This is a genomic window from Citrobacter sp. Cf116 (assembly GCF_030336505.1).
Taxonomy (GTDB): Bacteria; Pseudomonadota; Gammaproteobacteria; order Enterobacterales; family Enterobacteriaceae; genus Citrobacter; species Citrobacter freundii.
This window is the reverse complement of sequence record NZ_JAOWEQ010000034.1, coordinates 121,177-146,107: the sequence shown is the minus strand read 5'-3', so window position 1 is coordinate 146,107 and position 24,931 is coordinate 121,177. Positions and strand designations below refer to the sequence as shown.

Annotated in this window: 21 protein-coding genes; 15 read left to right on the top strand and 6 right to left on the bottom strand. The window is 49.0% G+C overall.

Annotated features, from left to right (window positions below):
- Positions 1–89 precede the first annotated feature (89 nt).
- Complete coding sequence (locus tag OGV74_RS06145) at positions 90–2,264, top strand: extracellular solute-binding protein (protein ID WP_061548184.1); 2,175 nt, start codon at positions 90–92, stop codon at positions 2,262–2,264.
- 52 nt (positions 2,265–2,316) lie between these two features.
- Here the strand turns inward: OGV74_RS06145 and OGV74_RS06140 are convergent, their stop codons facing one another.
- Positions 2,317–2,922: a short chain dehydrogenase gene (locus tag OGV74_RS06140; RefSeq protein ID WP_003037207.1), complete on the bottom strand. Its 606-nt coding sequence runs from the start codon at positions 2,920–2,922 to the stop codon at positions 2,317–2,319.
- 98 nt (positions 2,923–3,020) lie between these two features.
- Here OGV74_RS06140 and OGV74_RS06135 point away from each other — a divergent pair, with 98 nt between their 5' ends.
- Positions 3,021–3,911 carry a LysR substrate-binding domain-containing protein gene (locus tag OGV74_RS06135; RefSeq protein WP_086504464.1) on the top strand — a complete coding sequence of 297 codons (891 nt, stop codon included), beginning with the start codon at positions 3,021–3,023 and terminating at the stop codon, positions 3,909–3,911.
- A 79-nt stretch (positions 3,912–3,990) separates the two neighbouring features.
- On the opposite strand, the gene OGV74_RS06130 is transcribed toward OGV74_RS06135, so the two are convergent.
- The 3 genes from OGV74_RS06130 to OGV74_RS06120 are packed head-to-tail and all read right to left on the bottom strand — an operon-like array spanning position 3,991 to position 6,942.
- Positions 3,991–5,505: a tripartite tricarboxylate transporter permease gene (locus OGV74_RS06130; protein WP_003826025.1), complete on the bottom strand. Its 1,515-nt coding sequence runs from the start codon at positions 5,503–5,505 to the stop codon at positions 3,991–3,993.
- A 10-nt stretch (positions 5,506–5,515) separates the two neighbouring features.
- Entirely contained in the window at positions 5,516–5,950 is a 435-nt protein-coding gene (locus OGV74_RS06125) for a tripartite tricarboxylate transporter TctB family protein (RefSeq protein WP_008321484.1), read from the bottom strand.
- Positions 5,951–5,964: 14 nt separating this feature from the next.
- Complete coding sequence (locus tag OGV74_RS06120) at positions 5,965–6,942, bottom strand: Bug family tripartite tricarboxylate transporter substrate binding protein (protein ID WP_086504463.1); 978 nt, start codon at positions 6,940–6,942, stop codon at positions 5,965–5,967.
- A gap of 153 nt (positions 6,943–7,095) precedes the next feature.
- Between OGV74_RS06120 and tctD the strand changes: the two genes are divergently transcribed.
- The 13 genes from tctD (at position 7,096) to OGV74_RS06055 (ending at position 22,747) form a co-directional block, all read left to right on the top strand.
- Positions 7,096–7,770, top strand: a complete 675-nt coding sequence (gene tctD / locus OGV74_RS06115; RefSeq protein ID WP_003826032.1) for a transcriptional regulator TctD — start codon at positions 7,096–7,098, stop codon at positions 7,768–7,770.
- The gene (locus OGV74_RS06110) at positions 7,757–9,169 is read left to right on the top strand and encodes a sensor histidine kinase (protein ID WP_086504462.1); all 1,413 of its coding nucleotides are present in this window, start codon (positions 7,757–7,759) and stop codon (positions 9,167–9,169) included. The genes tctD and OGV74_RS06110 overlap by 14 nt, the downstream gene beginning before the upstream one ends.
- A 453-nt stretch (positions 9,170–9,622) precedes the next feature.
- Complete coding sequence (locus OGV74_RS06105; RefSeq protein WP_086504461.1) at positions 9,623–11,038, top strand: undecaprenyl-phosphate glucose phosphotransferase; 1,416 nt, start codon at positions 9,623–9,625, stop codon at positions 11,036–11,038.
- Positions 11,028–12,314, top strand: coding sequence for an outer membrane beta-barrel protein (locus tag OGV74_RS06100; protein WP_086504460.1), 1,287 nt, complete (start codon positions 11,028–11,030; stop codon positions 12,312–12,314). The genes OGV74_RS06105 and OGV74_RS06100 overlap by 11 nt, the downstream gene beginning before the upstream one ends.
- A 1-nt stretch (position 12,315) precedes the next feature.
- The gene (locus OGV74_RS06095; protein ID WP_003037180.1) at positions 12,316–12,873 is read left to right on the top strand and encodes a polysaccharide biosynthesis/export family protein; all 558 of its coding nucleotides are present in this window, start codon (positions 12,316–12,318) and stop codon (positions 12,871–12,873) included.
- A gap of 2 nt (positions 12,874–12,875) precedes the next feature.
- Positions 12,876–15,005 carry a GumC family protein gene (locus OGV74_RS06090; RefSeq protein WP_286520534.1) on the top strand — a complete coding sequence of 710 codons (2,130 nt, stop codon included), beginning with the start codon at positions 12,876–12,878 and terminating at the stop codon, positions 15,003–15,005.
- The gene (locus tag OGV74_RS06085; RefSeq protein ID WP_016150850.1) at positions 15,002–16,213 is read left to right on the top strand and encodes a lipopolysaccharide biosynthesis protein; all 1,212 of its coding nucleotides are present in this window, start codon (positions 15,002–15,004) and stop codon (positions 16,211–16,213) included. Before OGV74_RS06090 ends, OGV74_RS06085 begins: the two co-directional genes overlap by 4 nt.
- Entirely contained in the window at positions 16,210–17,580 is a 1,371-nt protein-coding gene (locus OGV74_RS06080) for a hypothetical protein (protein ID WP_016150849.1), read from the top strand. The genes OGV74_RS06085 and OGV74_RS06080 overlap by 4 nt, the downstream gene beginning before the upstream one ends.
- 4 nt (positions 17,581–17,584) lie before the next feature.
- On the top strand, positions 17,585–18,574 hold the full coding sequence (locus OGV74_RS06075) for a glycosyltransferase family 2 protein (RefSeq protein ID WP_003037172.1): 990 nt from the start codon (positions 17,585–17,587) through the stop codon (positions 18,572–18,574).
- 14 nt (positions 18,575–18,588) lie between these two features.
- The gene (locus OGV74_RS06070; RefSeq protein WP_016150847.1) at positions 18,589–19,800 is read left to right on the top strand and encodes a glycosyltransferase family 4 protein; all 1,212 of its coding nucleotides are present in this window, start codon (positions 18,589–18,591) and stop codon (positions 19,798–19,800) included.
- Between the two features lies 1 nt (position 19,801).
- The gene (locus OGV74_RS06065; RefSeq protein ID WP_003037168.1) at positions 19,802–20,914 is read left to right on the top strand and encodes a glycosyltransferase family 4 protein; all 1,113 of its coding nucleotides are present in this window, start codon (positions 19,802–19,804) and stop codon (positions 20,912–20,914) included.
- Between the two features lie 2 nt (positions 20,915–20,916).
- A complete protein-coding gene (locus OGV74_RS06060; RefSeq protein ID WP_016150846.1) occupies positions 20,917–21,324 on the top strand; it encodes a hypothetical protein in 408 nt (135 codons plus the stop codon).
- A gap of 31 nt (positions 21,325–21,355) precedes the next feature.
- Positions 21,356–22,747, top strand: coding sequence for a DUF4832 domain-containing protein (locus OGV74_RS06055; protein WP_086504457.1), 1,392 nt, complete (start codon positions 21,356–21,358; stop codon positions 22,745–22,747).
- Between the two features lie 46 nt (positions 22,748–22,793).
- Here the strand turns inward: OGV74_RS06055 and galE are convergent, their stop codons facing one another.
- Both galE and OGV74_RS06045 read right to left on the bottom strand, forming a co-directional pair.
- The gene (gene galE / locus OGV74_RS06050; protein ID WP_286520530.1) at positions 22,794–23,810 is read right to left on the bottom strand and encodes a UDP-glucose 4-epimerase GalE; all 1,017 of its coding nucleotides are present in this window, start codon (positions 23,808–23,810) and stop codon (positions 22,794–22,796) included.
- A 52-nt stretch (positions 23,811–23,862) separates the two neighbouring features.
- Entirely contained in the window at positions 23,863–24,801 is a 939-nt protein-coding gene (locus OGV74_RS06045; RefSeq protein WP_003839746.1) for a glucosamine inositolphosphorylceramide transferase family protein, read from the bottom strand.
- Between the last annotated feature and the right edge of the window lie 130 nt (positions 24,802–24,931).

The window sequence follows — 24,931 nt, the reverse complement described above, 5'->3', positions numbered from 1 at the left end:
TAATATTGTAACGTTCAAATTATCTTGCTGGAGATAGTTTCCTGATGAGCGCCGTGCTAGCATCAAAACATCAGGGGAAGGGTGTAAAAATGCCAACTATCAAAGACATAGCAAGAATTGCCGGTGTATCGCATGGGACTGTCTCGAATGTGCTCAATGGCAGAGGAAATGTAAGCGTTGAGAAGATTGAAGCGGTTCAACGTGCGGCCCGAGAAGTTGGCTATCAGTTGAATGCGCAGGCGCAATCATTGAGAGCCAGCAAAAGTCAGGGAGTGGCCTTGATTCTGCCGGACATCAATGCGGAACGTTACTATCAACTTTATCGGGGATTACACCAGGCCTGGCAACCTTCACTCAGCGAACCGGTTGATCTTTACCTGACTAATGATTTGCCCAATCTGGAACTGGATATTTTGCAAACACTGGCGGCAAAGTCTTACCAGGCTGTTGTTACCGTGAGTTGCCTGGACAACAGCCAGCCCTATTACGATATGCTCAGGCTCTCCCCGGAGAATGTGCTTTTTGCGTATCGCCAGCCAGCCGGTGCAGTTTGTTATTTTAGCCTTGACTATGTGACCGCAGGGGAAGAAACCGCAAGAAGGGCACTGGCGCAGTTGCCGGGTCATATTGGTGTTTTCTGCGAGCCGCTGGAATTTGCCCACAGCGCACGCTTTACTCAAGCGATACAGAAGGTATGCCGGGAGTTAAGTCCGCACACAAAGCTTACGGTTATACCTGCGCATGCCAGTGAAGTTAACACCGTCGCGTTTGACTTTTTCCGGGGGGCGATACCCGATCTGTTTATTGTTCAGGACAGTGAGAAGACGCGTGCGTTGACGCAAGCGTCCTGGTTTGGGAGTTCTCAGTCCTGCCCGCCGATAGTACAACTGAGTGATAATCTTCCTGCATCTTTTGATGGAATCACCAGCTATCAGATGGATTATGCCCGCCTGGGGACAACTATTGCTTCATGTATTCGCCAACCCAAAAGTAAAGAGAAGCACCGTATTCTGACGAATTGCGGTTTTTCCTGGAATGGGCAATACGCTCCGCCTCATGAGACGGAGGCGACGCTGAATATGTTAATTTTGCCCAGCCCTTCGACCGATGCGCTGAAGAAACTGTTACCTCACTTTTATCGCCAGACCGGTATTAAGGTTAATCTTGCGGTTTATCCGTATGATGAGGTTTTTGAAATTCTCTCTCATCTTCACCTGCACCCTTATTACGATTTACTGCGAATCGATATGGCATGTTTTCCCTGGTTTGCAGAAAAAGCATTATTGCCGCTGGAGTCGGTCTCCCCCGAACTCCCGTTATTGCTGGATAACTTCTCTGAGCAAATTCAGCAGCACTTCAGCCTGGTGAATGGGACTGCATGGGCAATTCCCTTTGATGCCAGTATGCAGCTTCTGTTTTATCGACGAGATCTGTTTGAAGATGCGACGATTAAACGGATGTTTTATGAATCAACAGGCAAAGAGTTAACGCTACCAGAGAATTTCGCACAATTTGATGAGATTGCCGCTTTCTTTAGTCAATTGCATCAGCCAGAAAACAGACAGCGCCCAATGGGAACGGCGGTGACGTTGGGCAGCTCAGGACTTATCGCCACTGAGTACTTGCTACGTTACTACGCGTTAGGTGGACGATTGGTGCGTGAGGGCGAGCCGGTACAACTTGATGCTTCGCTTGCTGCCGCTGCACTCGAAGAATATCTGCACCAGCTTTCTATCGCCGTGAATCTCCCTGGTGAGTGGTGGAGTGATGCGGTTAAACAGTTTGAGCGTGGAAATCTCGCCATGCTGATTATGTATCTCAATTTGTTTAACGATGTTGCGCATACGACCATCGCCCCCACGATCGGCTATGCTCCCGTTCCGGGGCAGCTTCCACAATTGGGCGGTGGCTCTATTGGAATGTCTCGCTACAGTAAGAAGAAAAAACAGGTTGAGCAGTTTTTTCATTGGCTTTATTCCGATGAAATTTCGCGCCATCTGGTTCTATTGGGGGGCAACAGCGCCTGGTCTGGAATATGTCACGATCAAAATGTTCTCAATCTCTACCCGTGGTTTAATTTACTGAATGAAAAAGGCATGACGGGAATACGGGAGTCTCAGGGAAGTAAAGGTGAGTCTTTTAACCTGCGACAGGCAGAGATTATTATCGGGCAAGGCGTGACGAATGCGATTAACGGCATTATGGACGTCACGCAGGCCGTGGAATACATCAATGCGCGGATCAGAAACGAAACGGGTGCCTGAAATATGCGACTCCTCGCCTCTTACTGATGACGTAAGAGGCGAGAAAAAGCGGTTAACAGTAACCCACTTTATAAATGCGCCCGCTCTGGATGCCTTCGACGCTGCGGCGATAGGCGTTGGCGACCGTGACGGCGGGGACGCTTTCAAAGCCGGGGAAGAACCCGTCAAAGGCTTCGGCGGATTCACTCAGTACGGTCGGACTTATCAGGTTAATACGCTGACCACGCTCTAGCTCACAGGCAGCAGCGCGCACAAATCCTTCCAGACCGGCATTGATCGTTGCCGCATTTGCGCCTTGTGCGATGGGCTCGTGGGCGATAATGCCGCTAATTAACGTTATCGAACCGCCATCATTGAGGAAATGCTGCCCGGTTAAGGCCAGACGTATCTGGCCTAACAGTTTATCCTGAAGCCCCTGATTAAAGTCCTGGTCGGTCATTGTCGACAGCGGTCCAAAGAACAGATTGCCGGTGGCGGAAACGATCGCATCTACCCGACCGACTTTTTCGAACAATGCCTCGACACTCTCCTGCGAGGTGATATCGACCTGGTAATCCCCCTGCGTGCGACCTACGCGGATCACCTCATGTTTACGGCTTAACGTTTCTGTGACTGCGCGACCCACTGTACCACTGGCACCAATAATGACGATTTTCATAACCACCTCCGCAATAGTGTGAGCCGCTATTCTTTAATGAAAATGAAATCGGATAAACTGGCTAAAAGTTAGATGATTACTAACCAGAGGTTTGCAATATGGATAAGTTACGCGGCATGGAAACGTTTGTCGCCGTGGTGGAGAGCGGGAGCTTTACTTCTGCGGCGACGAGGCTCGAGATGTCTGCGGTGATGGTGGGAAAATATATCGCCCAACTGGAAGCGCAGCTCGGCACGCGTTTGCTGGAGCGCAATACGCGTCGCCAGAGTCTGACCGATGCCGGACGCGTCTATTTTGAAGAAGCTCGTCGCGTGCTGGAGCAGGTATCGATAGCTGAACGTTCGGTAGAGCGTCTGCGGCTGGCACCAGCAGGGACGCTGCGCATAAGCGCGCCCACGTCTTTTGGCGCTTGCGTGATCTCGCCACTGGCCGCTGCGTTTTTACAGACCTGGCCAGAGGTGCGCATTGAACTGGATCTAACCAACCGGATGGTTGATCTGGTTAATGAAGGTGTTGATCTGGCGATCCGCATTGGCGATATCCATCAGACTGACGTGGTGGCGAAATACCTGTGTCCCTACCGTATGGCAATTTGTGCTTCGCCAGAATATCTTGCCCGCCATGGCACCCCCCGGACGCCCGCGGATCTGGTGGATCATCTGTGTCTGTCCCATACCGTGTGGACGGCCCGCAACGAGTGGATACTGCCTGGCGTGACGGGGGAAGTCAGATGGAAACGCGATGCGATCCTGCGCTGTAACGATGGTCATGGACTGCGTATGGCGGCGGTAGCGGGGGCTGGGCTGTTATTGCAACCGGAGGTGCTGTTGGCAGAAGAGCTGACTACTGGCAAGTTGGTTCGTATTCTGGAAGGATTTACGCCACAGCCGCGACCGATTCATTTGCTGTGGCGACAGGATTTGCGTCCGTTGCCCAAGCTGACACGGTTTGTTGAACACGTTCTTAGTGCAGTTCAGGAATTAAGATGAATAAGATGAAAATGCCGGATGGCGCTGCGCTTATCCGGCCTACAGTGGCGATTAATCGTAGGCCGGACAAGGCGCGTTACTAACCGATATCCACCTGCGGTTTGCTGTTGCGTTTACGGATCATGCGCAGCACCGGCGGGACCACGATAACCAGTACCGCCATCACCAGCAGCACTTTCGCCACGCCGCTGGCCCACAGAATATCCATACTCCCGTTACTGATAGACAACGCCCGGCGCAGGTTCTGCTCCAGCATTTCCCCGAGAACGAAGCCCAGAATCAATGGCGACATTGGGAAGTGCATTTTACGCAAAATGTAGCCCAGCACGCCGAGGGCGACCATCAACACCAAATCGAAGGTAGTGCTGTGGACAGCGTACACACCTACCGCGGAGACTGCCGCAATAGCGGGTACCAAAAACCACAGCGGAATGGTCAGCATGCGGGTAAACAGACCGATCAGTGGAATGTTCATCACCAGCAGCATTACGTTAGCGATCAGCAGCGCCGCAATCAGCCCCCAGACGATATCCGGCTGTTCAGTGAACATCGCCGGCCCCGGGGTGATGTTGTACAGCGTCAGCGCACCCATCATCACCGCCGTGGTACCGGAGCCCGGCACGCCGAGCGTCAGCATTGGGATGAAAGAGCCGCAGGCCGAGGCGTTGTTGGCGGCTTCTGGTGCCGCTACGCCACGAATATCCCCCTTGCCAAAGCTGTCGCTGTTGCCGCTGAGCTTTTTCTCGGTCATGTAGGTGATGGCACTGGCAATGGTGGCGCCAGCGCCAGGCAGAACGCCGACGAAAAAGCCAATCACTGATGAACGCAGGGTGGCTCCTACGCACTGTGCGCCTTCTTTGGCGTTGAACAACATGCGGCCCGTTTTACGCACCAGCGTCTGGCCACTGCTGGTATGTTCCAGCATTAACAGTATTTCAGAGACAGAGAACAGCCCAATCACCACTACGATAAACTGCACACCGTCGGAGAGATGGACACTGTCAAAAGTAAAGCGATAAACCCCGGTGTTGGCGTCTACGCCGACGGTCGCAAGTCCGAGACCGATAAGCGCTGCCAGAAATGATTTCAGCGGATTTTGCGCCATCATGCTGCCGAGACAGGCAATGGCGAAAACCATTAAGGCAAAGTATTCTGCCGGACCGAAGGCCAGCGACCATTGGGCTAACGCCGGGGCAAACAGAATGATGCCGCCGATGGCGATAAGTGAACCAAAGAAAGAGCTGACCGCCGAGATAGAGAGCGCCACGCCGCCGCGTCCTTGCTGCGCCATCGGATAACCATCCAGCGCGGTCATAATCGCCGCCGCATCGCCGGGAACATTCAGCAGGATGGAGGAGATGCGCCCGCCATATTCACAGCCAATGTAGACCGTAGCCAGCAGGATCAGCGCGGATTCTGCGGGCAGATGCAAAGCAAAGGCCAGCGGCAGCAGGATCGCCACGCCGTTGATTGGCCCAAGGCCAGGCAGCAAACCCACAATGGTGCCTACAAAACAGCCTATCAAGGCGATGACCAGGTTTTCCGGCGTCATTGCCACCGCGAAACCCTGAGAAAGATAAATCCAGGTATCCATCGTTTCTCCGTTAACCCAGCCAGGCGCCGAGTGGTAAGGTGACGTCAAGCAGTCGGTCAAAGGCATACCACAGCAGAATGCCGAGCACCGCGCCGGAAATACCCGCAGCCGGGATGGTTGCGCCGAACAGCATGCCAATCACCACGGTGAGAATGGCAGTGGCGATGGGAAAACCGAGCCACTCAAAACCCCAGGCGTACATCAACAGAACAATTACCATCGTCAGCAGCTTTTGCAGCACGTGGCGACGGGGCCAACTGATGGTATCCGGATGGCGCAACAGCAGCGCCACGGCGCATACCAACATCAGACTGATAATGCCCAGCGGGAAGGGACGCGGCCCTACGGGTTCATAGCTGTATTCGCTGCTGATTTGCCAGGCCACGAACAGCCCGGCTATGCAGAGCAACAGCCAGATACCTGCAAAAATACGATCGCTCATCATCTTTGCCTCTGCGTTTACTTCGCCAGACCGAAGGCTTTCGCCTGCTCACGATAATCCGTAACCTGTTTTTTCACGTAGTCGTCGAGCTGTTTGCCGCTCATGTTGAACTCAAACAGACCGCGCAGATCGCGTTGTTTTTTAAACTCATCGGTCTGCTGGAGTTTGTTAAAGGCATCAACCCACCACTGATACTCAGCGTCGCTGACTTTTGGCCCAACGTAGAAGCCACGAATGATAGGCCACACGAGGTCATAACCCTGCTCTTTGGCGGTTGGCACGTTGGCTAACTGGCCCGGTAGGCGTTCATCAGAGAACACCGCGAGCACGCGGATTTTGTCGCCGCTGAGGTAGGGCACCATCTCACTGAGATCGCCGGAAACCACCTGTACGTGATTTCCCATCAATGCGGTAACCGGTTCGCCACCGCCTTCAAAAGCCACATAGCGCATCTTATGCGGATCGACATTGGCTTTTTGCGCCAGCAGCGCCGACTTGATCCAGTCCTGGCTACCGATAGAAGCACCTGCGCCAATGACCACGCTGTTAGGGTCTTTCTCCATTGCCGTAAGCAGATCTTTCAGCGTCTTCCATGGCGCATCCTGACGTACGGCAATCATGCCGTAGTCGGTGCCGACACTTGCCAGCCAGCGGACATCATCCACACCGTAGCGACCAAACTTGCCCTGAGACAGGTTCAGCAGGGAGCCGCCGGAGAAGGCCACCACGGTTCCCGCTTCAGCCGGGCGTTGAGCGACGATAGCGTTATAGGCCACGGCACCAACGCCGCCGGGCATGTAGGTTACGCGCATCGGTTTTTCGATAGCGCCGGTTTCCATCATGCTCACCTGAATCAACTTACAGGTGAGATCGAAACCACCGCCGGGTTTAGCAGGGGCGATACATTCAGTGCGCGATGGCGCTTGTTCGGCCAGTACAGAGGTACTCATCAGTAAAATGCTTGCAGTAAGGGTACGAAGTAACTGTTTTTTCATTGTTTATCCTCACGCCGGAAAACCGGATTTTCGGGTACGGAAGAAGATTTTTGTGATTATGTGAGCCGATGTGTAGCAGTTCGGTTGCGTGATTGTTAAAACATTAACCTTTCAATTCCCTTTCAATGCGGCAGAAACTTTACAGGATGTGATATGCGTCTCTTATTAGCGGAAGATAACCGTGAGTTAGCTCACTGGCTGGAGAAAGCGCTGGTGCAAAACGGTTTTGCCGTTGACTGCGTTTTTGATGGCCTGGCGGCCGATCACCTTTTACATAGTGAAACGTACGCGCTGGCGGTGCTGGATATCAATATGCCGGGGCTGGACGGCCTCGAAGTCGTTCAGCGCCTGCGTAAACGCGGACAGACGCTTCCCGTTCTGCTGCTTACGGCGCGCAGCGCGGTGGCCGATCGGGTGAAGGGACTGAACGTCGGGGCCGATGATTATCTGGCAAAGCCGTTTGAAATCGAGGAGTTGGATGCCCGGCTGCGGGCCTTGCTACGGCGCAGCGCGGGGCAGGTACAAGGCATCCAGCAACTGGGGGAACTGGCGTTTCACGATGAAGGCTATTTTCTCTTGCAGGGGCAGCCGTTGGCGCTCACGCCGCGCGAACAGGCGCTGTTGACGGTGCTGATGTACCGTCGGTTGCGACCGGTTTCACGCCAGCAGTTGTTTGAGCAGGTCTTCAGCCTGAGTGATGAGGTCAGTCCTGAAAGCATTGAGCTGTATATCCATCGTTTGCGCAAAAAGCTACAGGGAAGTGATGTGCGCATCGCCACGTTGCGTGGTCTGGGCTATGTGCTGGAGCGTAGCGATGAAGTGGGTTAAACCCCAATCGTTATACCTGCAACTGCTGATGTTTTTGGGCCTGCCGCTAATGTTGCTGTGGGGCCTGTCAGCATTTAACAGCTATGTCAGTGCGCTACAGGCGGCGACCCAGGCGTATGACCGCACGCTGCTTTCATCCGCCAGGACCGTCTCCGAGCGGCTGGTGGTGCGCAATAAACAGTTAGAAGTGAATGTGCCATGGGTGGTGCTGGACAGCTTTGAATTGAATATGAACGACCGACTGTATTACAAAGTGGTTGATCCGGCGGGGAAGGTTATCTCTGGTTATGACGATTTACCGGCGATGCCGCCTGCTACCTCGCGCACGCGGCTTTATCCGGCGCTGGCATGGTTTTATCACACTGAATATCGCGGTGAGGCAATCCGTGTGGCGCGTCTGCTGCAGCCTGTCAACGAAGGTGGCATTGTTGGCATGGCGGAGATTTATGTTGCCGAAACGCTGCAATCGCGGCGTTATCTGGCGCGACAGCTGTTGTTTTCCTCGTGGGTCTCGCAAGGGCTGCTGGTACTACTGACTCTGGTGCTGGTTGGCTGGCTGCTGCGCCGGGTGCTACGCCCGATGCGCCAGCTGTCATCGCTGATGGTGCGTCGTGAGCCGGGGCTACTGACGCCGCTGCCGGAGCTGCTGCCGTGGTCGGAAACCCGTCTACTGATTGTGGCGTTTAACCGCTATCTGGACCGACTTCGCGGCCTGATTTCTCGCCAGGAGCGCTTCAGCGCGGATGCTTCCCATCAGCTTAAAACGCCGTTGGCAGTGCTGAAAACTCAGGCGGCGGTGGCTCTCGCCAGTCAGCAGCCGCAGCAGTGGTACGAGAGTCTGCAAGCCATGAGTACCACGCTGGATAACACCATTCAACTGACAGAGAGGCTGTTGCAGTTGTCTGCGGTGAAGCGCAAAGAGCAAGGGGAAAGGCATTTCTCGCCGGTTAATCTGTATGAGGTGGTGCAAACCAGCTGTTTTACCCGACTGGCGCAAGCGCGTAGTAAAGGGATCGATCTGGGCTATGAAGGGGATCAGGACGCGGTATGGGTTGAGGGAGATGAAGTGCTGCTCGGCGAACTGTGTGGGAATCTGCTGGATAACGCACTGAAATACACGCCGACGCAGGGGATGGTGACCGCCCGGCTGCAAAGAGAAGGAGAGGCCGTGGTGCTGGTAGTCGAAGATAGTGGGCCGGGCATAGACGAGCAGATGGTTCATCAGGCTCTGCTACCGTTTCATCGTCTTGATAACGTAGGCAATATCCCAGGCGCCGGGATCGGCCTGGCGCTGGTTAATGATATTGCTCGTCTGCACCGCACGCATCCTCAGTTAACACGTAGTGAGACATTGGGTGGGCTGATGGTTCGGGTCCGCTTTTTAAGAGTTACGGCATGATATATTCGCGATGATGATATTTGTTGTTTTATTATAATAAAAAGTAATTAACTTTATTATTAATATCATTTGAAATGTTGTCTTAAGGCCGTTGTTTTTATTTTAATTACCGTATTAAACAGCACCTCTAAGGTGATTCAGCGTCAATGAAACAATATTTTTTGCAATTCATCATACATAAAACACTTTTTCATAGACCATGAATTGTTACCTGTCAATAGCAATGATGTTGTTAAATATTATCTTTTTTGCTGAGGTGGATAAAACTGTTATTGATTTTATTTGCATTAAAATCATATAGATACGATTTTTCTGGAGAGGTTTGTCACAGTAATGAGTATTATTTTTTACATTTACTGACAATGTACCATTGCGTTTTTTAGACTTGTGATATAATTAGCAACATGAAATGAGAAAAAAACAATTAAAGATCAATAAATAATGGGCTGAGATATGCTTAAAAAATCGCTAAAGATTAGCAGCCAAGGATATCCAGTCTTTTTAAAACTGGTCGATTTCATTGTTATCAATGTGGTGTTAATTTTTAGCGCCCATCTGTTGGGTTTGCTGCCCTTTAACACCATTGCGATTTTGAGTCTTCTCTTCTCGATCTTTTTCTTACTGTTTGCTGAATACATTAAAATGTACCAGCAAAAGATTAAGACGATCGGTTTACGTAATCAAAAACGCTTGGTTTTTTGTACGCTGCTGGCGATTTTTTTTAACGAACTGGTCAGTATGACGGTGGCTGAGCCTGAATCACTCGGCTACTTAGACAGACTGCCTTCACCATTTTATTCAGCGATTATTTACTGGTACTTCATTCCATTACCTTTTCTTTACTACATTCGCTTTTTTATTTTTAAGTATTCAACGAAAAAGAGTATACGCGTGGCGATTATTGGTCTGACCGACAATGGTCTGGCTGCAGAAACTGCGCTAATGAATGAATACGCCAATATCACATTAGATTTGGCTTTTTATGATGAGCGCGCCTTATCTCGCTGTGGCGATATCGTTGATAAAGTTAAAAGTCCCTTTCGTGGTCCGGTGATCAATCTGGTTGAGGAAGCCCGGCAGGGAAATATAGACGAAATCTACATCGCTTTACCGATGGTTGCTTTACACCGAATTCGTCATTTTTTAGCGATGATGTCTGACACCACCGTAGATACCTATATTGTCCCTGACTTTTATACCTATAGTAACAACATGTCCAAGTTACGCTCCATCCACAACCTGCAAACTATCGGTATCTTCAGTTCACCGTTTGAAGGGGCGGGGTCGTTTATTAAGCGGGCGGAAGATCTGGTTCTTGGCAGCATCATTATGGTGATGATTTCCTCCCTGATGCTGGCTATTGCCATTGGTATCAAACTCACGTCCCGCGGGCCGGTGTTTTTCAAACAGGACCGCTATGGTCTTAGCGGGCAAAAAATTAAGGTCTGGAAGTTTCGTTCTATGCGCGTCATGGAGAATTCCGATACGGTTGTTCAGGCCACGAAAAACGATCCGCGGGTAACCAAATTCGGGAGCTTTTTACGCCGCACTTCGCTGGATGAACTTCCGCAATTTATTAACGTTTTGCAGGGAAGTATGTCGATTGTCGGTCCCAGACCTCATGCGGTTACGCATAATGAGCAGTACCGCAAACAGGTTGAAAATTACATGATCCGCCATAAAGTTAAGCCTGGGATCACTGGGCTTGCGCAGATCAACGGGTTCCGTGGGGAAATTGATGCGCTTTATAAGATGGAAAAACGGGTTCAGTACGATATTGAGTACATTCAAAACTGGTCGTTATGGCTGGATTTAAAAATTATTATTAAAACTATTTTCAAAGGATTTGTCGGTAAGAATGCATACTAAATTACTCGTTATTACCGGAATCGTGATATCGCAGTCCGCATGGGCTGATTTAACACCGAAATCACACATTGGCTTTGCGGGGATAGACTTCCAGGGCAAGGTTGCTGTGGACTACGGTTATAATGATAACGTCTCTTATCAGCCACATAGCAATGATGCTATCGGTTCCTCATTTCAGAGTGCAGCGCCAGTGCTGAGTATGAGTGGAGAGCGTGGTCAGGATAAGTATTTGTTGATGTACTCCGGGGATTACCGTAACTACTCAAGCGATTCTGCTGATAACTACAACGATCATTTTTTCCGTTTTAACGGTGCCTGGCGTTATGGGCTCAAGCATGGTTTAACCCTTAATCTGGAGGATTCGCTTGGGCATGAATCCCGTGGTCGTGACATCACCGAGGGTTTTCTACCGAGTCAATTTGAGCAATATGGGATTAAATCCCCGCTGACGACAAATTTTATCAATAGTGAATTGCGCTACAGCTATGGTGCGCCTGATGGTCGCGGCAAAGCGGAACTGGCGTTGTTATACAAAAAACTGACTTTCGGTAACACTTCTGATGTTCGGGACAGCAGTGAAGACTTCTACAATTATATTCAGGAACAGGAATGGCATGAAAATAGCCTGATAGCGGAAGTTTTTGACCAATACTCATCCAGAACACGCTTTCGCTATAGTTTTATTACTAACCAGCGTCGCTATGATAACAACTCAGAAAAAGACACTAATGAGTACTATTTGCTGTATGGCCTGAAGTCGCAGTTGACGGGGAAAACCAATGTCGACATGAATATTTCATGGCTGTATAAAACATTTGAAAACAACGCAAACTCGCATGATTTTAATGGTCTAAACTGGGACATAAAAGCGGAGTGGAAGCCATTACAACAATCTGTTTTCACGGCCCACTCTGCGCAAAGCATTAAAGACCCCTCGGAAGTTGGGGGATATATTTTAGTGACCCAGTATGGCCTTTCTTACCAGCATTTCTGGTTAGGCACTCGTTTTTCTACTTTATTGGACTACTCATTCACTTCGGAAGACTATAAAAAACAGAACAAGGATCGACATGATAAAGATGGTGTGTTTAGCGTAACCATGAGCTATGACTATACGCCGTCGGTTAATTTTGAGATTAAATATCAGATAGATACATTAAATTCGAATAGGGATACTGACTCGTTTTATATCGGTCCCAACGACAATCAGGAAGTCATTAGAACGTTGGGTTATGATAATTCTATGATTATGCTTAAAGCTAAGGTTCAGATCTAAAATGAAAATAATAGAACTGTGCGCGGTTTTGCTTTTCAGTATCCTGTTGGTCGGATGCACAACGTCCAGCCCGCGATTAATGGACGATCCTGCTACTGTTCAGCAGGATTACCGACTTGGGGCGGGGGATACGGTCAATATCGCTGTTCATGGTCAACCCGATATGACGATGCGGTTTATTTTGGATAAGAGTGGGGAAATTAATTTCCCATTTGTTGGTGCTCTTAAATTACAAGATAAAACCGTTGATCAAGTGACAAAAGAATTAACTCAACGCCTGACCGGAGATTATTTTACCACTCCGATGGTGACGGTGAGCATTGCCGAGTTCCGCAAATACTATGTTTCAGGCGAGGTGAAAAGTCCAAATGGCTTCGCCTATGAGCCAGGGCTTACCGTCGAGAAGTCTATTGCGCAGGCGGGTGGGTTTACAGACCGTGCGGACCGTCAAGATATCAACATTCGTCTGTCGGGTAGCAATCAGCTGCTTGAGAATGTCGATTTAACGCACTCTGTTCATCCAGGGGATGTCGTGATTATTGGCATGGGGTTCTTCTAACGATGAAACTATCTATAGTGGAAAACGGCAAAAAACGAGAAAGCAGTGTCGAATTCTCCCGCTTTGCCAAAGAGCTGAAAAAGAACGCCTGGAAAATCGCGCTGGCCGGTATCGTTGCTGGGGTCGTCGCGTATCCATTAATCAGTATGATGTCCTCAAAGTATGTTTCAACGGCGACGGTGCTGATTAAGGCGCAAGCTGATAACGTTTCTCCGTTTCCACAGGTTGATGGTTTCGATTCAACGCGTAGTGGTTACTACGAAACACAATATGCGTTGATGCATTCACGTATTGTGCTGGAGAAAGCCATACGTGATATGAAGCTGGATGAAAACCCGGAGTTTACCGGGGAAAAAGCCGGTGCTCGGGGGGCTGATAGCAATGAAAGTCGGCAACTGAGAATGGAACAGGCGCTGAAAACGCTGGCGAAAAATCTGAATGTCATTGGTATTCGTACGACGAACCTGGCGTCTATTACCTATGAATCAACGTCCCCACAGGTTGCGGCTGACATTGCGAATGGCGTCGCGCAGGCTTTCATCAACTACACGGTGGAGCAGAAGCGTCTGAAAGTGGAGCAAGCTCGTGAACTGAATTTTGAAAAAATGGAAGAGATTCAGACGTCGATAGCTAAGCAAAAAGACGAGATGGACAACTATCTGAAAAATGCCGGGCTGCTGACCTTCCGTGGAATCGATGGTTTTGAAACCGAGCAGCTAAGTATCGTAACCAATCGCCTTGCCGATGCAACTCAGCGTCGGGTTGCCGCTGAATCCGTCTATAACGAGGTGAACGGGGGAGGTAAGTCCATTGAGAGCGTTATCTCGCTGCCTTCGGTCTCTAATCATGCTCAGATCCAGGATTTGCGCATTGCGTTGATTCAGGCGCAACGAACGTTGTCCGAACAGCGTAAAGTCTACGGGCCAAAAAATCCCGCCATTTTAAAAGCAGAGGCCGATGTTCAGTCGATCCAAAACCAGACTGGACGAGTATTGGGTGAGCTGAAAGTCGGTTTACGCCAGCAATATCTGGCGGCGCTGGCGGACGAAAAAAACTATCAACAGCAGGTGACTGAGCAGAAAGAGATCTTCCAGAAAATGGCGTCAAAACGGGATGCCTGGAACAGTCAAAAGCTGTCGTTAGATAAAATGGAAGACCTGTATAAATCGCTTTATCAACGTACTCAAGAGCTGTCGCTGTCCGGTGTGAATGCTGATGCGGTGTTATACGACCCTGCGGCACCCGCGTTAAAACCGGCGAAACCGAATAAATCTTTGCTGTTGCTGATGGTGGTCATGCTAGTGGTGGTGTTCAGCATCATGTATTTCATTGTTAAAGCGGCAATGGATAACTCAATCGGTACTCTCAGTCGCATGAAAAAACGGCTCAATGTTGCTCCGCTGGGTGAAATCCGTCGTTTTAGCGGAACCTCAGGGCGCGCGCAGGTGCGGGACATGATCATGAAGAACCCGCTGAATGCCGATATTGTGCACGGTATCCGTACCCGGATTATGCTGGATAATCGACCTTTACAGACGCTTGCCGTGGCGTCGACGGAGCACGGTGATGGGCGTTCTTTGTTGGCGAATCTGTTAGCTAACTCTTTTAGTTTCGACCAGAAAACACTGCTTATTGATGCGGATTTCTTTAACACTGACGGGCTATCTTCTGAACTGGCGTCGGCAACATCCGCAGGTTTGGCGGAACTGTTGCGCGGGGAGGTTCAGCTTGAACAGGCGCGGATTACGCTCGGTGATCATCTCGATTTTATTCCGCACGGCAAGACAACCATCTCTTCTTTACTGATGCTGTCGTCGGGGCACGTTGAGCCCTTAATGCGTGAACTGAAATCGCACTATCAGCGCATTATTATTGATGTCGCTGCTGTGAATCAGAGTCAGGATGTTCAACTGATTAAACGCGCCGTTGATGGGGTGATTTTCATTGTGAAAGCCGGGACGGGGTCCGCCGGGCAAATCGCCAACGCGCTGGATAAGCTGGAAGAAAATAACGGCGTGGTAATTGGCGCGGTACTTAATGCGGTTGAAGAAAAAGATCTTGAGACGCAAGAAGGTCTGCGTTCACTGAACTTCAGTACCGATCAACTGATGACCACGCCAGGCCGCGTATGAGTCTACTGAAGAGCGCTTCCACGATAGCCGGTTCATCAGTCATCTCGCAGCTGATTGGTGCACTGTCTATTTGGTTGATTTCACACAAGTACGATATGGCTGAGGTGGGGCTTTATGCGCTCAACTACAGTATCGCCGTGGTGGGCGCTCAGGTATGTACCTTTGCATCACAGCTGTTAATTCCTAAACAGCAGGATGACGAACTGGTACAGAATGTTGTGTTTTGCCTGATCCAAAGCACGATCATTGCCTTACCTTACGCCGTGCTCACCGCGTGGCTGTTTCACCAGAACATCCTGTTTCTCTATTTGCTGACGCTGGCAACGGCGTGGGTTTTGATCTCGGAAAACCTGTCGCTACGCACGGCCAACTTTCGTTTTCTGATTTTCCAGCGTATTTCTGTTTCAGTGGTGGTATTACTTTCGGTTCTGGTTACGCATTATGTACAGCTGTTTTATTGGTCGTGGGCCTGCGCGACGATGGTGCTGACCATAAGCTGTATTTTGCATTCGTTTGATATTCGTTCGGTGGCAGCCAGACATCTGCGACCCGCCAGTAATTGGCATTTTTTCAAACAGAATATTCATCACATTACCAAAGTGGGCAGTGCGGAAGTGCTGGCGATGGCCAGCAGCAATTTGCCGATTATGCTGATTAACTTTTGGTTCTCGGCGCTGACGGCGGGTTATTTTTCCGTGGTTAGCCGCTTTTGCCTGGCACCGGTGGTGATCATCGGCAACGCGGTACGCAATACTATTTTTTCCAAGTGGTCTATCGACTTCAGAAATAATACCTTTAACTATCAGGAATATACCAAGGTACGTATGCTATTGCTGGTACTAGGGGTTATCTGTACCCTTGGGGTTTTTATTTTCTATCCGATTGTGATGCGCCTCGGTTTTAGCGAAGACTGGATTAACTCCATTGAGACGTCGCGCTACATGTTGCCCTATTTATTCCCTGCGCTGGCGATAAGCCCTCTGACGGTGATAGAACTTATTTTTGGTTCCCATCGCTATTTTCTGCGTATCCAACTGGAACAGCTGGCGATTGTACTATTCGCTTTTGTCGTGACGCCCTATTTTTATAAAGATTATGCAACGTCGGTCATCTTGTTTTCTTCACTGACATTTATTCGCTACGCCTTCATTTATCTGAAAATGAATAAGCGAGCCAATCTCCTGAAAGACAAGCCGGTGATAATATGACACTGAATACCGGATACTATTTACAGGTTTATACTTTTGTCACGCTGATCCTGTGTGGCTTGGTGCAATACTTTACCGGTATGCAGTCAGTGCTGTGGATACCTTTTTTCCTCACCTTATTGATGGTGGGATTATTGGTGATGCAGACGCGTGATGGCTCGCTGCAACTGGATGCGCAGGAGACGATTGTTCTGGCGTTGTATTTCTCGTTCCTGGTACTGGCTGGGACATCGACGTTGATTCAGGGCGGGATCACCGTCGCGATTGTGGCATTTAAAAACGAAATTGCATTGTCGCTGGTGATGATCTGTTTGCTGCTAGGGTTTTGCCGGGAGTCGCAGATTTATCGTGTAACACGCTATCTGTACTGGATTTTTTACGCGCAGATCCCGGTAATGATTTATCAGGTTTTACTGGTCGTTCCTCAGCGCGTTGCGGTGCGCGGCGAAGATGAGAAATGGGACTCCGTGGTTGGCACGTTTGGCGGTGACCCCATGGGTGGCGGGAATACTGCCGCAATGGGGCTGTTTTGCCTGTTAATTATGTTGTTAAAAGTCTCCGAATATAAGCATGGGCTCACCACGTTCAAATCCATGGCGCTGCATATTGTTCTCGGTATCGGGTTATGCATAATTGGTGAAGTGAAGTTTGTCATCCTGCTATCGCCAATATTCCTGGCGTGGGTGTGGCTCTCACCGAGCTACGTCAAAGACGTTAGTAAGGTTAATCTGAAGACGTTATTGGTTATTGTGGCGGGAATGCTGTTGCTCATTAGCCTGTCGATTGTGATCCTCGCGTACTATTATTCTACGGCGTTCGGTGGCGATCCATCGAAAAGCTCGTTAAGTATTTTTATCGACTCCTTAAGCTATATCTTTGATCCGAACTACATTATGTCTACCGGTGAATTAGGGCGCTTTACGACGTTCCTGTTCTGGTTGAAAAATAACGATCTGTGGGGGCTTTCAGGAACGTTATTTGGCTACGGACTCAACGCCACTAACAGTGGTAGTACGGTGTCTCCGGGATTTTTGAATATTATCTACAACTTAATTCTCGACTCGACTTCCCTGAGTATGCTGCTGTGGGAAGTGGGGGCGATTGGTACATTACTCTTTGTTAGCTTATTCATTTATATCCTGAAAGTTTGTCAGCCAAAGCCATTACTGAGACTTGAACAACTGGACCAGCAGGATCTCCAGTTGCTGAGTTTTGCACCGGCGTTTAACGCTTTTGCTATCAGTTGCTTAATTAGCTTACCTTACAGCCAGATACTGATGATTACACCGATGTTACAATTCCTGTTCTATTTATCACTAGGGGCAAGTTTAGTGATTCGTCGAACCGTCCTTCGCTGCGTAGGGTAATTGTATGGACCAAAAACCGTTTATTTCAGTGAGCATTAAAACACTCAATGAATCTAAATGTATTGAGAAGACGATTGACAGCATCCGTAAGCAGCTTATTGACTATCCACATAAAATTATTGTGGCAGATAGTCTCTCAACGGATAACACCCAACAGCTTGCGATCGATAAAGGGGTGACCGTAGTGTCCTTAACTGACCCTGGCGATCGCTGTTGTGGCGTCGGGCACCAGTTAGGTTATCTGTATAGTGAAGGGGAATATCTGTTGTTGATGGACGGCGACATGGAGCTGGAAGAAGGATTTGTGGATCAGGCCGTCGCCTTTTTGCAGGCTGAACCAGAATATGCAGGCGTTGCGGGAACCGTTGAAATGGATGATGCCGTTAACTATGAATTTAAGTCTCGTAAGCAACGCATTAATAAAATATATCCGCTCGGGGATAGTGACCATTTAGGCGGTGGTGGATTATATCGTCGCTCTGCGATTGAGAAAATTGGTTATCTGACTAACCGTAATTTGCACGCGTATGAAGAGGCTGAGCTGGGTCTGCGTTTAATCGAAGCGGGCTATAAACTGCGGCGTCTGGATATTCCTTACTTCAGCCATACGTCACATACGCTACCGACGTTTAAGATGCTGGCGCGACGCTGGACCAGCGGTTATTACCAGGCTCCGGGTGAGCTTTTGCGTTGTAGTTGGGGGAAACCCTGGTTTTCCCAGTCATTCAACATCGTGAAGAATGAGGCGGTATTTGCGCTCTACCTTATTCTCTTATTTGTGGCGCTGCTCACTTTTAATATCGACGTGTTTGCCGTTGCGCTTCTACCATTACTGGCATTTACCTTGTTGAAGATTGTGCAAAACCGCTCGTTAACAGATGGGCTGCAAAGCGTTATTAACTTAATCGTACGCTCAGCGGGGCTGATCAAAGGTATTTTTTATCCCGTACGCGATCCGTTGACTCCACCTAACAGTAAAATCATTCATGAATAACCGGGGCAGGCGCCATGAAAGTATTATTAGTTAACAAGTTTTTTTTCATTAAAGGCGGCGCGGAAACGGTTTATTTTCAAGAGCGCGATATGCTGAAACAGGCCGGAGTGCAGGTTATTGATTTCTCTATGCATCATGATAATAATTTCCCCTCGGACTATGCGGATTATTTCGTCAGCAATGTGGACTACCACAAAGAGAGCAATCTGCTGGGCGGTATCAAAACGGCGGTTAACTTTATTCATAATTCGCAGGCCTGCAAAAAAATGCTGGCGCTATTAGAAAAAGAGCGTCCGGATATTGTCCACTTTCACAACATCTACCATCAGTTAACACCGGCGTTGATTAAAGTTGCGCGTAATTTTGGCTGCAAAACGGTGCTGACTGCGCATGACTATAAGATTGTGTGCCCCTCGTATTCCATGCTGCGTGACGGCAAAGTGTGCGATTCCTGTATTACCGGGACGGTTTTCAATGCCTTCAGGTATCGTTGCCAGGAAGGTTCAGCCTCAAAAAGCTTTCTGCTCTCCCTGGAGGCAACCTGGCAGTACATTGCACAAAACTATCAGGCGCTGGATGTGATTATTTCACCGAGTGTTTTTTTACGAGGTATCCTGCTGCGTACGCTGCCAAATTCGCGCATTGATGTCATCGTCAATGGCGTTGATGACAGTCGTCCCCAGGCCGAAGTGAGCGATGAGGGCTATATGCTGTACTTTGGCCGTCTGAGCCGTGAAAAGGGCGTGGCAACGTTGTTGGCAGCGCATAAAAAAATGCAGAACAGTGCGCCGCTGAAAGTTGTGGGGCACGGTCCGTTGCATGATGAATTAGCCGCCAAATACCCTGATGTTGAATTTTTAGGTTATGTGCAACAAGGAGAAGCCCTCGACAAGCTTATTAAGCATGCGCGAGCGGTGATCCTTCCTTCTGAATGCTATGAAAACTGTTCTATGGCGATATTGGAAGCGATGTCCTTAGGCAAGCCGGTTATTGGGTCGCGCATTGGCGGCATCCCGGAACAAATTCGTGACGGTATCGAAGGGATTTTATTCGAACCAGGCAATGCGCAGGAGTTGGCAAATGCGATGGACGTCCTGGCAGGCTCGCAAGAGAAGGCGCGGAATATGGGCTTACATGGCCGTGCGCGGTTGAGTGAAAAATATGCGCTGAGTAAACATATGGATACCTTACAGGCGTTGTATAAAGAACTGCTGAGCAGGCCATAGAATGAGTAAAAAAATAACGGTTTTTGGAACGCGTGGTATTCCCGATGTATTGGGCGGTGTGGAGACACACTGTCAGAATCTTTATCCTGCCATTAAACAGCAGTTCGATGTGGATATTTGCGTGATTGCTCGCTCGCCATATGTAAATTACAAACGTTCGGTCTATAAAAAAGTCGAAACCTACGCGCTGTGGGCCCCCAAAAAGCGCTCGCTGGAAGCTATTGTCCATTCCGTTTTAGCGGCGTTTAGGACACGTATCGACCATTCGGATATTGTGCATGTCCATGCTATCGGCCCTGGCCTTGTGATCCCACTCTTACGCGTGATGGGTAAGAAGGTGGTTTTCACCCACCACGGACCTGATTACGATCGTCAGAAATGGGGTTTCGTTGCAAAAAAAATATTGCTGCTGGGCGAACGTTGGGCGGTGAGATATGCCAACGAGGTGATTGTGATTTCTGAAGTTATTAATCAACTGATCCAGAAAAAACATGGTCGCTATGATGCGCATTTAATTCACAATGGCGTAAACGAGCCGCGGTTGTTATCAGAGCTCACCATCGACAATACGCTCTCCCGCTTTGGGCTGCAGCCGAAAAATTATCTCGTTGTGGTTGGACGGTTTGTGGAAGAAAAAGGGATGCATGATGCCATTGCCGCCTATCAACACAGCGGTTTGACCATGCCGTTAGTGTTAATTGGTGATGCGGATCATCCAACCGAATACAGCATTCGCCTCAAAAAGCTTGCCGCCGACACGCCAGGCGTAGTGATGACCGGTTTCTTACGTGGTGATGAGCTGCAGGCGGTGTTTTCGCAGGCCAGGCTATTTGTGATGCCTTCATACCATGAAGGATTGCCCATTGCTCTGCTGGAGGCAATGTCATTTTCTCTTCCGGCCGTCGTCAGTGATATTCCTGCTAACCTTGAAGTTCAACTGCCTGCCGAGACCTATTTTAAGGTGGGAGATGTAACCGGTCTGGCCGAAAAATTAGGCCAAGGGGTAACAGCAAATAGCGTGGACTATCGTGTATATTTGCAAAACTACAATTGGCATGAAATCGCCAAAAAGACGGTTAACGTCTATCACTCAATTGATAAAGATATAGGTTAATTTTGACCAGTCCTCAAAATCGTCCCCCCGTAATCGAACGATTTTATACTCATCTTGATGAGACGATTGCGCAGGGGTTGACCCCTGAACAAAAAGAAGGGGTGGAAAATGCGATCCTGGCCTCGACGCTGGCTTCGCGGCATCAGATCGATATTCGCAGAAGCTTTCCCTTTTTCAGTAAGCGTTATTATCTGGTTTTTTTGTTTGGCAGAGATTTACGCCGTCAGCATCGCCAGGAATCAACCCTGTCGAGAATGCTGCTCACATTTTTGCTGTTGATTGCCGTGCTATTCGTCACCTGCTGCATATTGCTGACGCTGTATATGATCAAATCCGCGTTAGGTATTGATGTGTTCCAAAATTTTCACGTAGGTATCTGGGACTGGTGGTTAAGCCTTAAAGACCGCTAGCGTTTACAAATTGGTGGAGGATGTCATTGCGATGAAACGTAAATGGGTTTGTGCGTTGTTGAGCATGTTTTTCCCGCTGACGGTCATGGCCGCATTGACGACCGTTACCCCCAAAGCATTGACGGGCCCGCTAACCAATCCGGGGATTGGCGTGGCAAGTTTTCATCAGGGATACGGTGAAACGCTGGGGCTGGCGGACTATCCCAATACCGGATTTGAATACGAGCGTTTTTACTGGCGGGACCTGGAGCCAGTCGAAGGCCAGTACAATTTTGCGTTGGTGGATGATGCCTTCAAATACGCGGCGGCACATCGTCCAGCGATGAATGTCGGGCTACGATTTATGGTACTGGCAGAGCCGGAAAGCGGCTCGCAAATTCCTGACTGGCTGATTAAAAAAGGCGTGAAAGGTACCTGGACGCCGGATAAAAAGACATTTGCCCCGGATTTAGACGATCCTCTGTTTATTCAATACAGCCAGCGTCTGTTGAACGCATTTGGTAAGCGCTACGATGGTAATGAGAATCTCGCGTTTGTTGATATTGGCATGGTGGGATCATGGGGAGAATGGCATAACAGCAACTTCCCGAACCTGAAGCCATTACTGGAGCGATACACCACGGCGCAACTGGATCGCTACGTCGCGATGCACTTTTCTGCTTTTCCGGTGACGCCAAAAACCATGCTGATAAGCGGCGGACAAAGTCTGGCGAATGCGGTGGAGCGTGGGGCAGGATGGCGTGCGGACTGTTGGGGGGACCTGCGCGTATTTTCGGACTCCTGGAACCATATGACTGATGATTACCCGCAGCGATTGCTGGCTGCGCAGCAGAGTTATTCAGGGTTCAACGACGCATGGAAACGTGCGCCGGTGAGCCTGGAGATCTGCTCGTATATGCAGGACTGGAAGAATACCTTTCACTATACACGTGCTGAAGTGCAGGGGATTTTTGACTGGGCGGTCAAACAGCACGCCAGTACCATTAACCTGAAATCGAGAGCGATACCGAGCGACTATCGACCTATTGTCGACGATGCGCTGACCAAATTGGGCTATCGATTTCGCCTGGCGTCCCTGAGCCATGAGTCCGTGTGGGACAGCGGACAAACGCTGACATTGAACAGTACCTGGTACAATGAGGGTATCGCTCCGATTTATCTGCCTTATATGCTGGCATTCCGTGTTGTGGACAATGCTAATAAGGTGGTGGCACAGGGGAATTCCGCGGAGGATATTCGCCGCTGGCTCCCCGGTAAGTATCAGGTCAGTTATGCGTTATCTATGCCAGGCCGACTGGCAAAAGGGCAGTACGCGATTGAGGTTGCGATGTTGGATAAGTCGGGGGCGGCGAGAATTAACTTTGCCAATGAAGGGAAGCAGAACAGCGGCTGGTACCGGGTATCAACAATAACAGTACAATAGTCAGACACAGCAGCGAGCCTGACGGTCAGGCTCGCTGCTGTGAACATTAAATTTGATACCCATTCGGGTTGTTTTTTTGCCAGTTCCAGGTGTCACGCATCATTTCATCAAGGCTGTAGATGGCCTTCCAACCTAACTCCTTATATGCCAGCGATGGGTCAGACCAACATTCGGCAATGTCTCCAGGTCTTCTGGCGACAACCTTATAATTAATTTTAGTCTGCGCTGCTTTTTCAAATGCTTCAATCAACTTAATCACGGAATAACCGACACCGGTACCGAGATTAATCACCTTGTAAGCCGCGCCTTTGTTCAGGCAATCCAGCGCGGCTAAATGACCGGTCGCCAGATCCATGACGTGAATATAATCACGCACGCCGGTACCGTCGGGAGTGGGATAATCATTACCGTACACCGACACGGTTTCCAGCTTACCAATCGCGACCTGGGAGATGTACGGAACCAGATTATTGGGGATACCGTTAGGATCCTCACCAATCCGACCCGATGGATGGGCGCCGACCGGGTTGAAATAGCGCAGGCAGGTAATGCGGAAATCGGGTTGTGCACGAGAGAAGTCAGCCAGAATTTGTTCGACCATCAACTTAGACGTGCCGTACGGATTGGTGGTGCCGCCCGTACGCGATTGCTCGCTAAGCGGTACGCTTTCCGGATTACCATATACCGTGGCGGATGAGCTAAAAATGAAACGATTAACGCCTGCGGCCAGCATCTCATCCAGTAAAACCAGCGTTCCGGTGACGTTGTTTTCATAGTAGGCGAGGGGCTCTTTTATCGACTCTGAAACCGATTTAAGCCCGGCAAAATGAATGACATCGGTGATGTTATGGTTGGCGAAAATGTTTTTCAATGCCGACCTGTCGAGAACATCGGCGATATAGACAATAGGTTCTCTACCAGTGAGTTCCGCGACCCTGTCCAGCGAGGTTTGGCTGGCGTTCGCCAGATTATCGATAACAACGACATCATCGCCTCTTTCCAGTAGCGTTAAAACAGTATGTGAACCAATATAACCTGCACCACCAGTGACCAGAATTGCCATACAGACTCCAGATAAACGGGGATTGAGTCACGCCAGTACCATAGAGAACGCGTTATTGGTGACGTTTGGTAAGGTTATAGTTGCGATACCTCACCATGCATTTATAAGATATTTTTTTAAGTATAGATAAAAAGCTGAATTGGTTTATTTTTGTATCATAAACAATATAGTTATTTGAGAAGTTCAGCGTGTGGACGCCGTCACTGTGGTTGATCGACGAATTGATTTGTTCGATTAGGTTCTCATCAAAATTAGCGTCGTTCAGTGTCACTAATTCTTTGATATAGATTGATTTTCCATAAGTTTCAGGTGTGCACTCCTGAGTAAGGAAGTACATTTTATTTTCGACCTGATAGGAGGCTCCTGCGCCTCGATGATGAGGATTGCTCACCTTCAATGAGGGGGTAATCCGCTGCCATTGTCCATAAATATGATCTGCCGAATGAATAATTATTTCATTATCCATCGTGGTGGACAAAAGATAACAGGCTTCATTAATTGATATAAATACGTTGTCGGTTAATTCGATATCAGAGATTAAAACTTTAACTTGCTTCCAGCGTGCAGGGAACTCTATTGACTGAAACAGTATTACCTCTTTTCTTTCTGAAGACTCGGGGATCATGAAGAGTTGATCGTTGATATGAATCAGATAAGGGAATGACAAATGACACTTTAAGTCGTCAAAGCCCTCAAGCTTAATATCATCAAGTTCAACCAGTTCACGGTCAAGAACGCGACATCGTAGCGTGCCTTTTGAGTTGCGAAAGCTAAGAGCTTCATAGAAAACATACAGTTTATCGTCTTTTTCAATCAGAAAAGGGTCAGCCTGAAATGTATATTTCTTTTTTAACTGCTGTGCAGTGGATTTGCTTAATATCTCCAGGGTGTTATCAGGGAATAAGTGTGTGCCATTATCCTTAATAAGCATGATATCCCACGACTCATGATAAAATAACATATTCATTATTCTTTTTATTTTTGCTTGCATTCGTACCGGCTCCTTTTATCGCCTGCACCATGTATGAACAGCTGTTTGCGACTCAGGAAATGAGACCTGTCGCAATATTTTATAAAATGTGCGAAAACCGATGTGGGAACACCAGTGGCCACTTTAAAGC

Coding starts and splice junctions, on each gene's coding strand:
- OGV74_RS06065 (WP_003037168.1), top strand. CDS start 19,802: ATGAGTAAAAAAATAACGGTTTTTGGAACGCGTGGTATTCCCGATGTA.
- tctD (WP_003826032.1), top strand. CDS start 7,096: ATGCGTCTCTTATTAGCGGAAGATAACCGTGAGTTAGCTCACTGGCTG.
- OGV74_RS06100 (WP_086504460.1), top strand. CDS start 11,028: ATGCATACTAAATTACTCGTTATTACCGGAATCGTGATATCGCAGTCC.
- OGV74_RS06145 (WP_061548184.1), top strand. CDS start 90: ATGCCAACTATCAAAGACATAGCAAGAATTGCCGGTGTATCGCATGGG.
- OGV74_RS06120 (WP_086504463.1), bottom strand. CDS start 6,942: ATGAAAAAACAGTTACTTCGTACCCTTACTGCAAGCATTTTACTGATG.
- galE (WP_286520530.1), bottom strand. CDS start 23,810: ATGGCAATTCTGGTCACTGGTGGTGCAGGTTATATTGGTTCACATACT.
- OGV74_RS06125 (WP_008321484.1), bottom strand. CDS start 5,950: ATGATGAGCGATCGTATTTTTGCAGGTATCTGGCTGTTGCTCTGCATA.
- OGV74_RS06140 (WP_003037207.1), bottom strand. CDS start 2,922: ATGAAAATCGTCATTATTGGTGCCAGTGGTACAGTGGGTCGCGCAGTC.
- OGV74_RS06070 (WP_016150847.1), top strand. CDS start 18,589: ATGAAAGTATTATTAGTTAACAAGTTTTTTTTCATTAAAGGCGGCGCG.
- OGV74_RS06085 (WP_016150850.1), top strand. CDS start 15,002: ATGAGTCTACTGAAGAGCGCTTCCACGATAGCCGGTTCATCAGTCATC.
- OGV74_RS06075 (WP_003037172.1), top strand. CDS start 17,585: ATGGACCAAAAACCGTTTATTTCAGTGAGCATTAAAACACTCAATGAA.
- OGV74_RS06095 (WP_003037180.1), top strand. CDS start 12,316: ATGAAAATAATAGAACTGTGCGCGGTTTTGCTTTTCAGTATCCTGTTG.
- OGV74_RS06045 (WP_003839746.1), bottom strand. CDS start 24,801: ATGCAAGCAAAAATAAAAAGAATAATGAATATGTTATTTTATCATGAG.
- OGV74_RS06055 (WP_086504457.1), top strand. CDS start 21,356: ATGAAACGTAAATGGGTTTGTGCGTTGTTGAGCATGTTTTTCCCGCTG.
- OGV74_RS06110 (WP_086504462.1), top strand. CDS start 7,757: ATGAAGTGGGTTAAACCCCAATCGTTATACCTGCAACTGCTGATGTTT.
- OGV74_RS06135 (WP_086504464.1), top strand. CDS start 3,021: ATGGATAAGTTACGCGGCATGGAAACGTTTGTCGCCGTGGTGGAGAGC.
- OGV74_RS06080 (WP_016150849.1), top strand. CDS start 16,210: ATGACACTGAATACCGGATACTATTTACAGGTTTATACTTTTGTCACG.
- OGV74_RS06105 (WP_086504461.1), top strand. CDS start 9,623: ATGCTTAAAAAATCGCTAAAGATTAGCAGCCAAGGATATCCAGTCTTT.
- OGV74_RS06130 (WP_003826025.1), bottom strand. CDS start 5,505: ATGGATACCTGGATTTATCTTTCTCAGGGTTTCGCGGTGGCAATGACG.
- OGV74_RS06090 (WP_286520534.1), top strand. CDS start 12,876: ATGAAACTATCTATAGTGGAAAACGGCAAAAAACGAGAAAGCAGTGTC.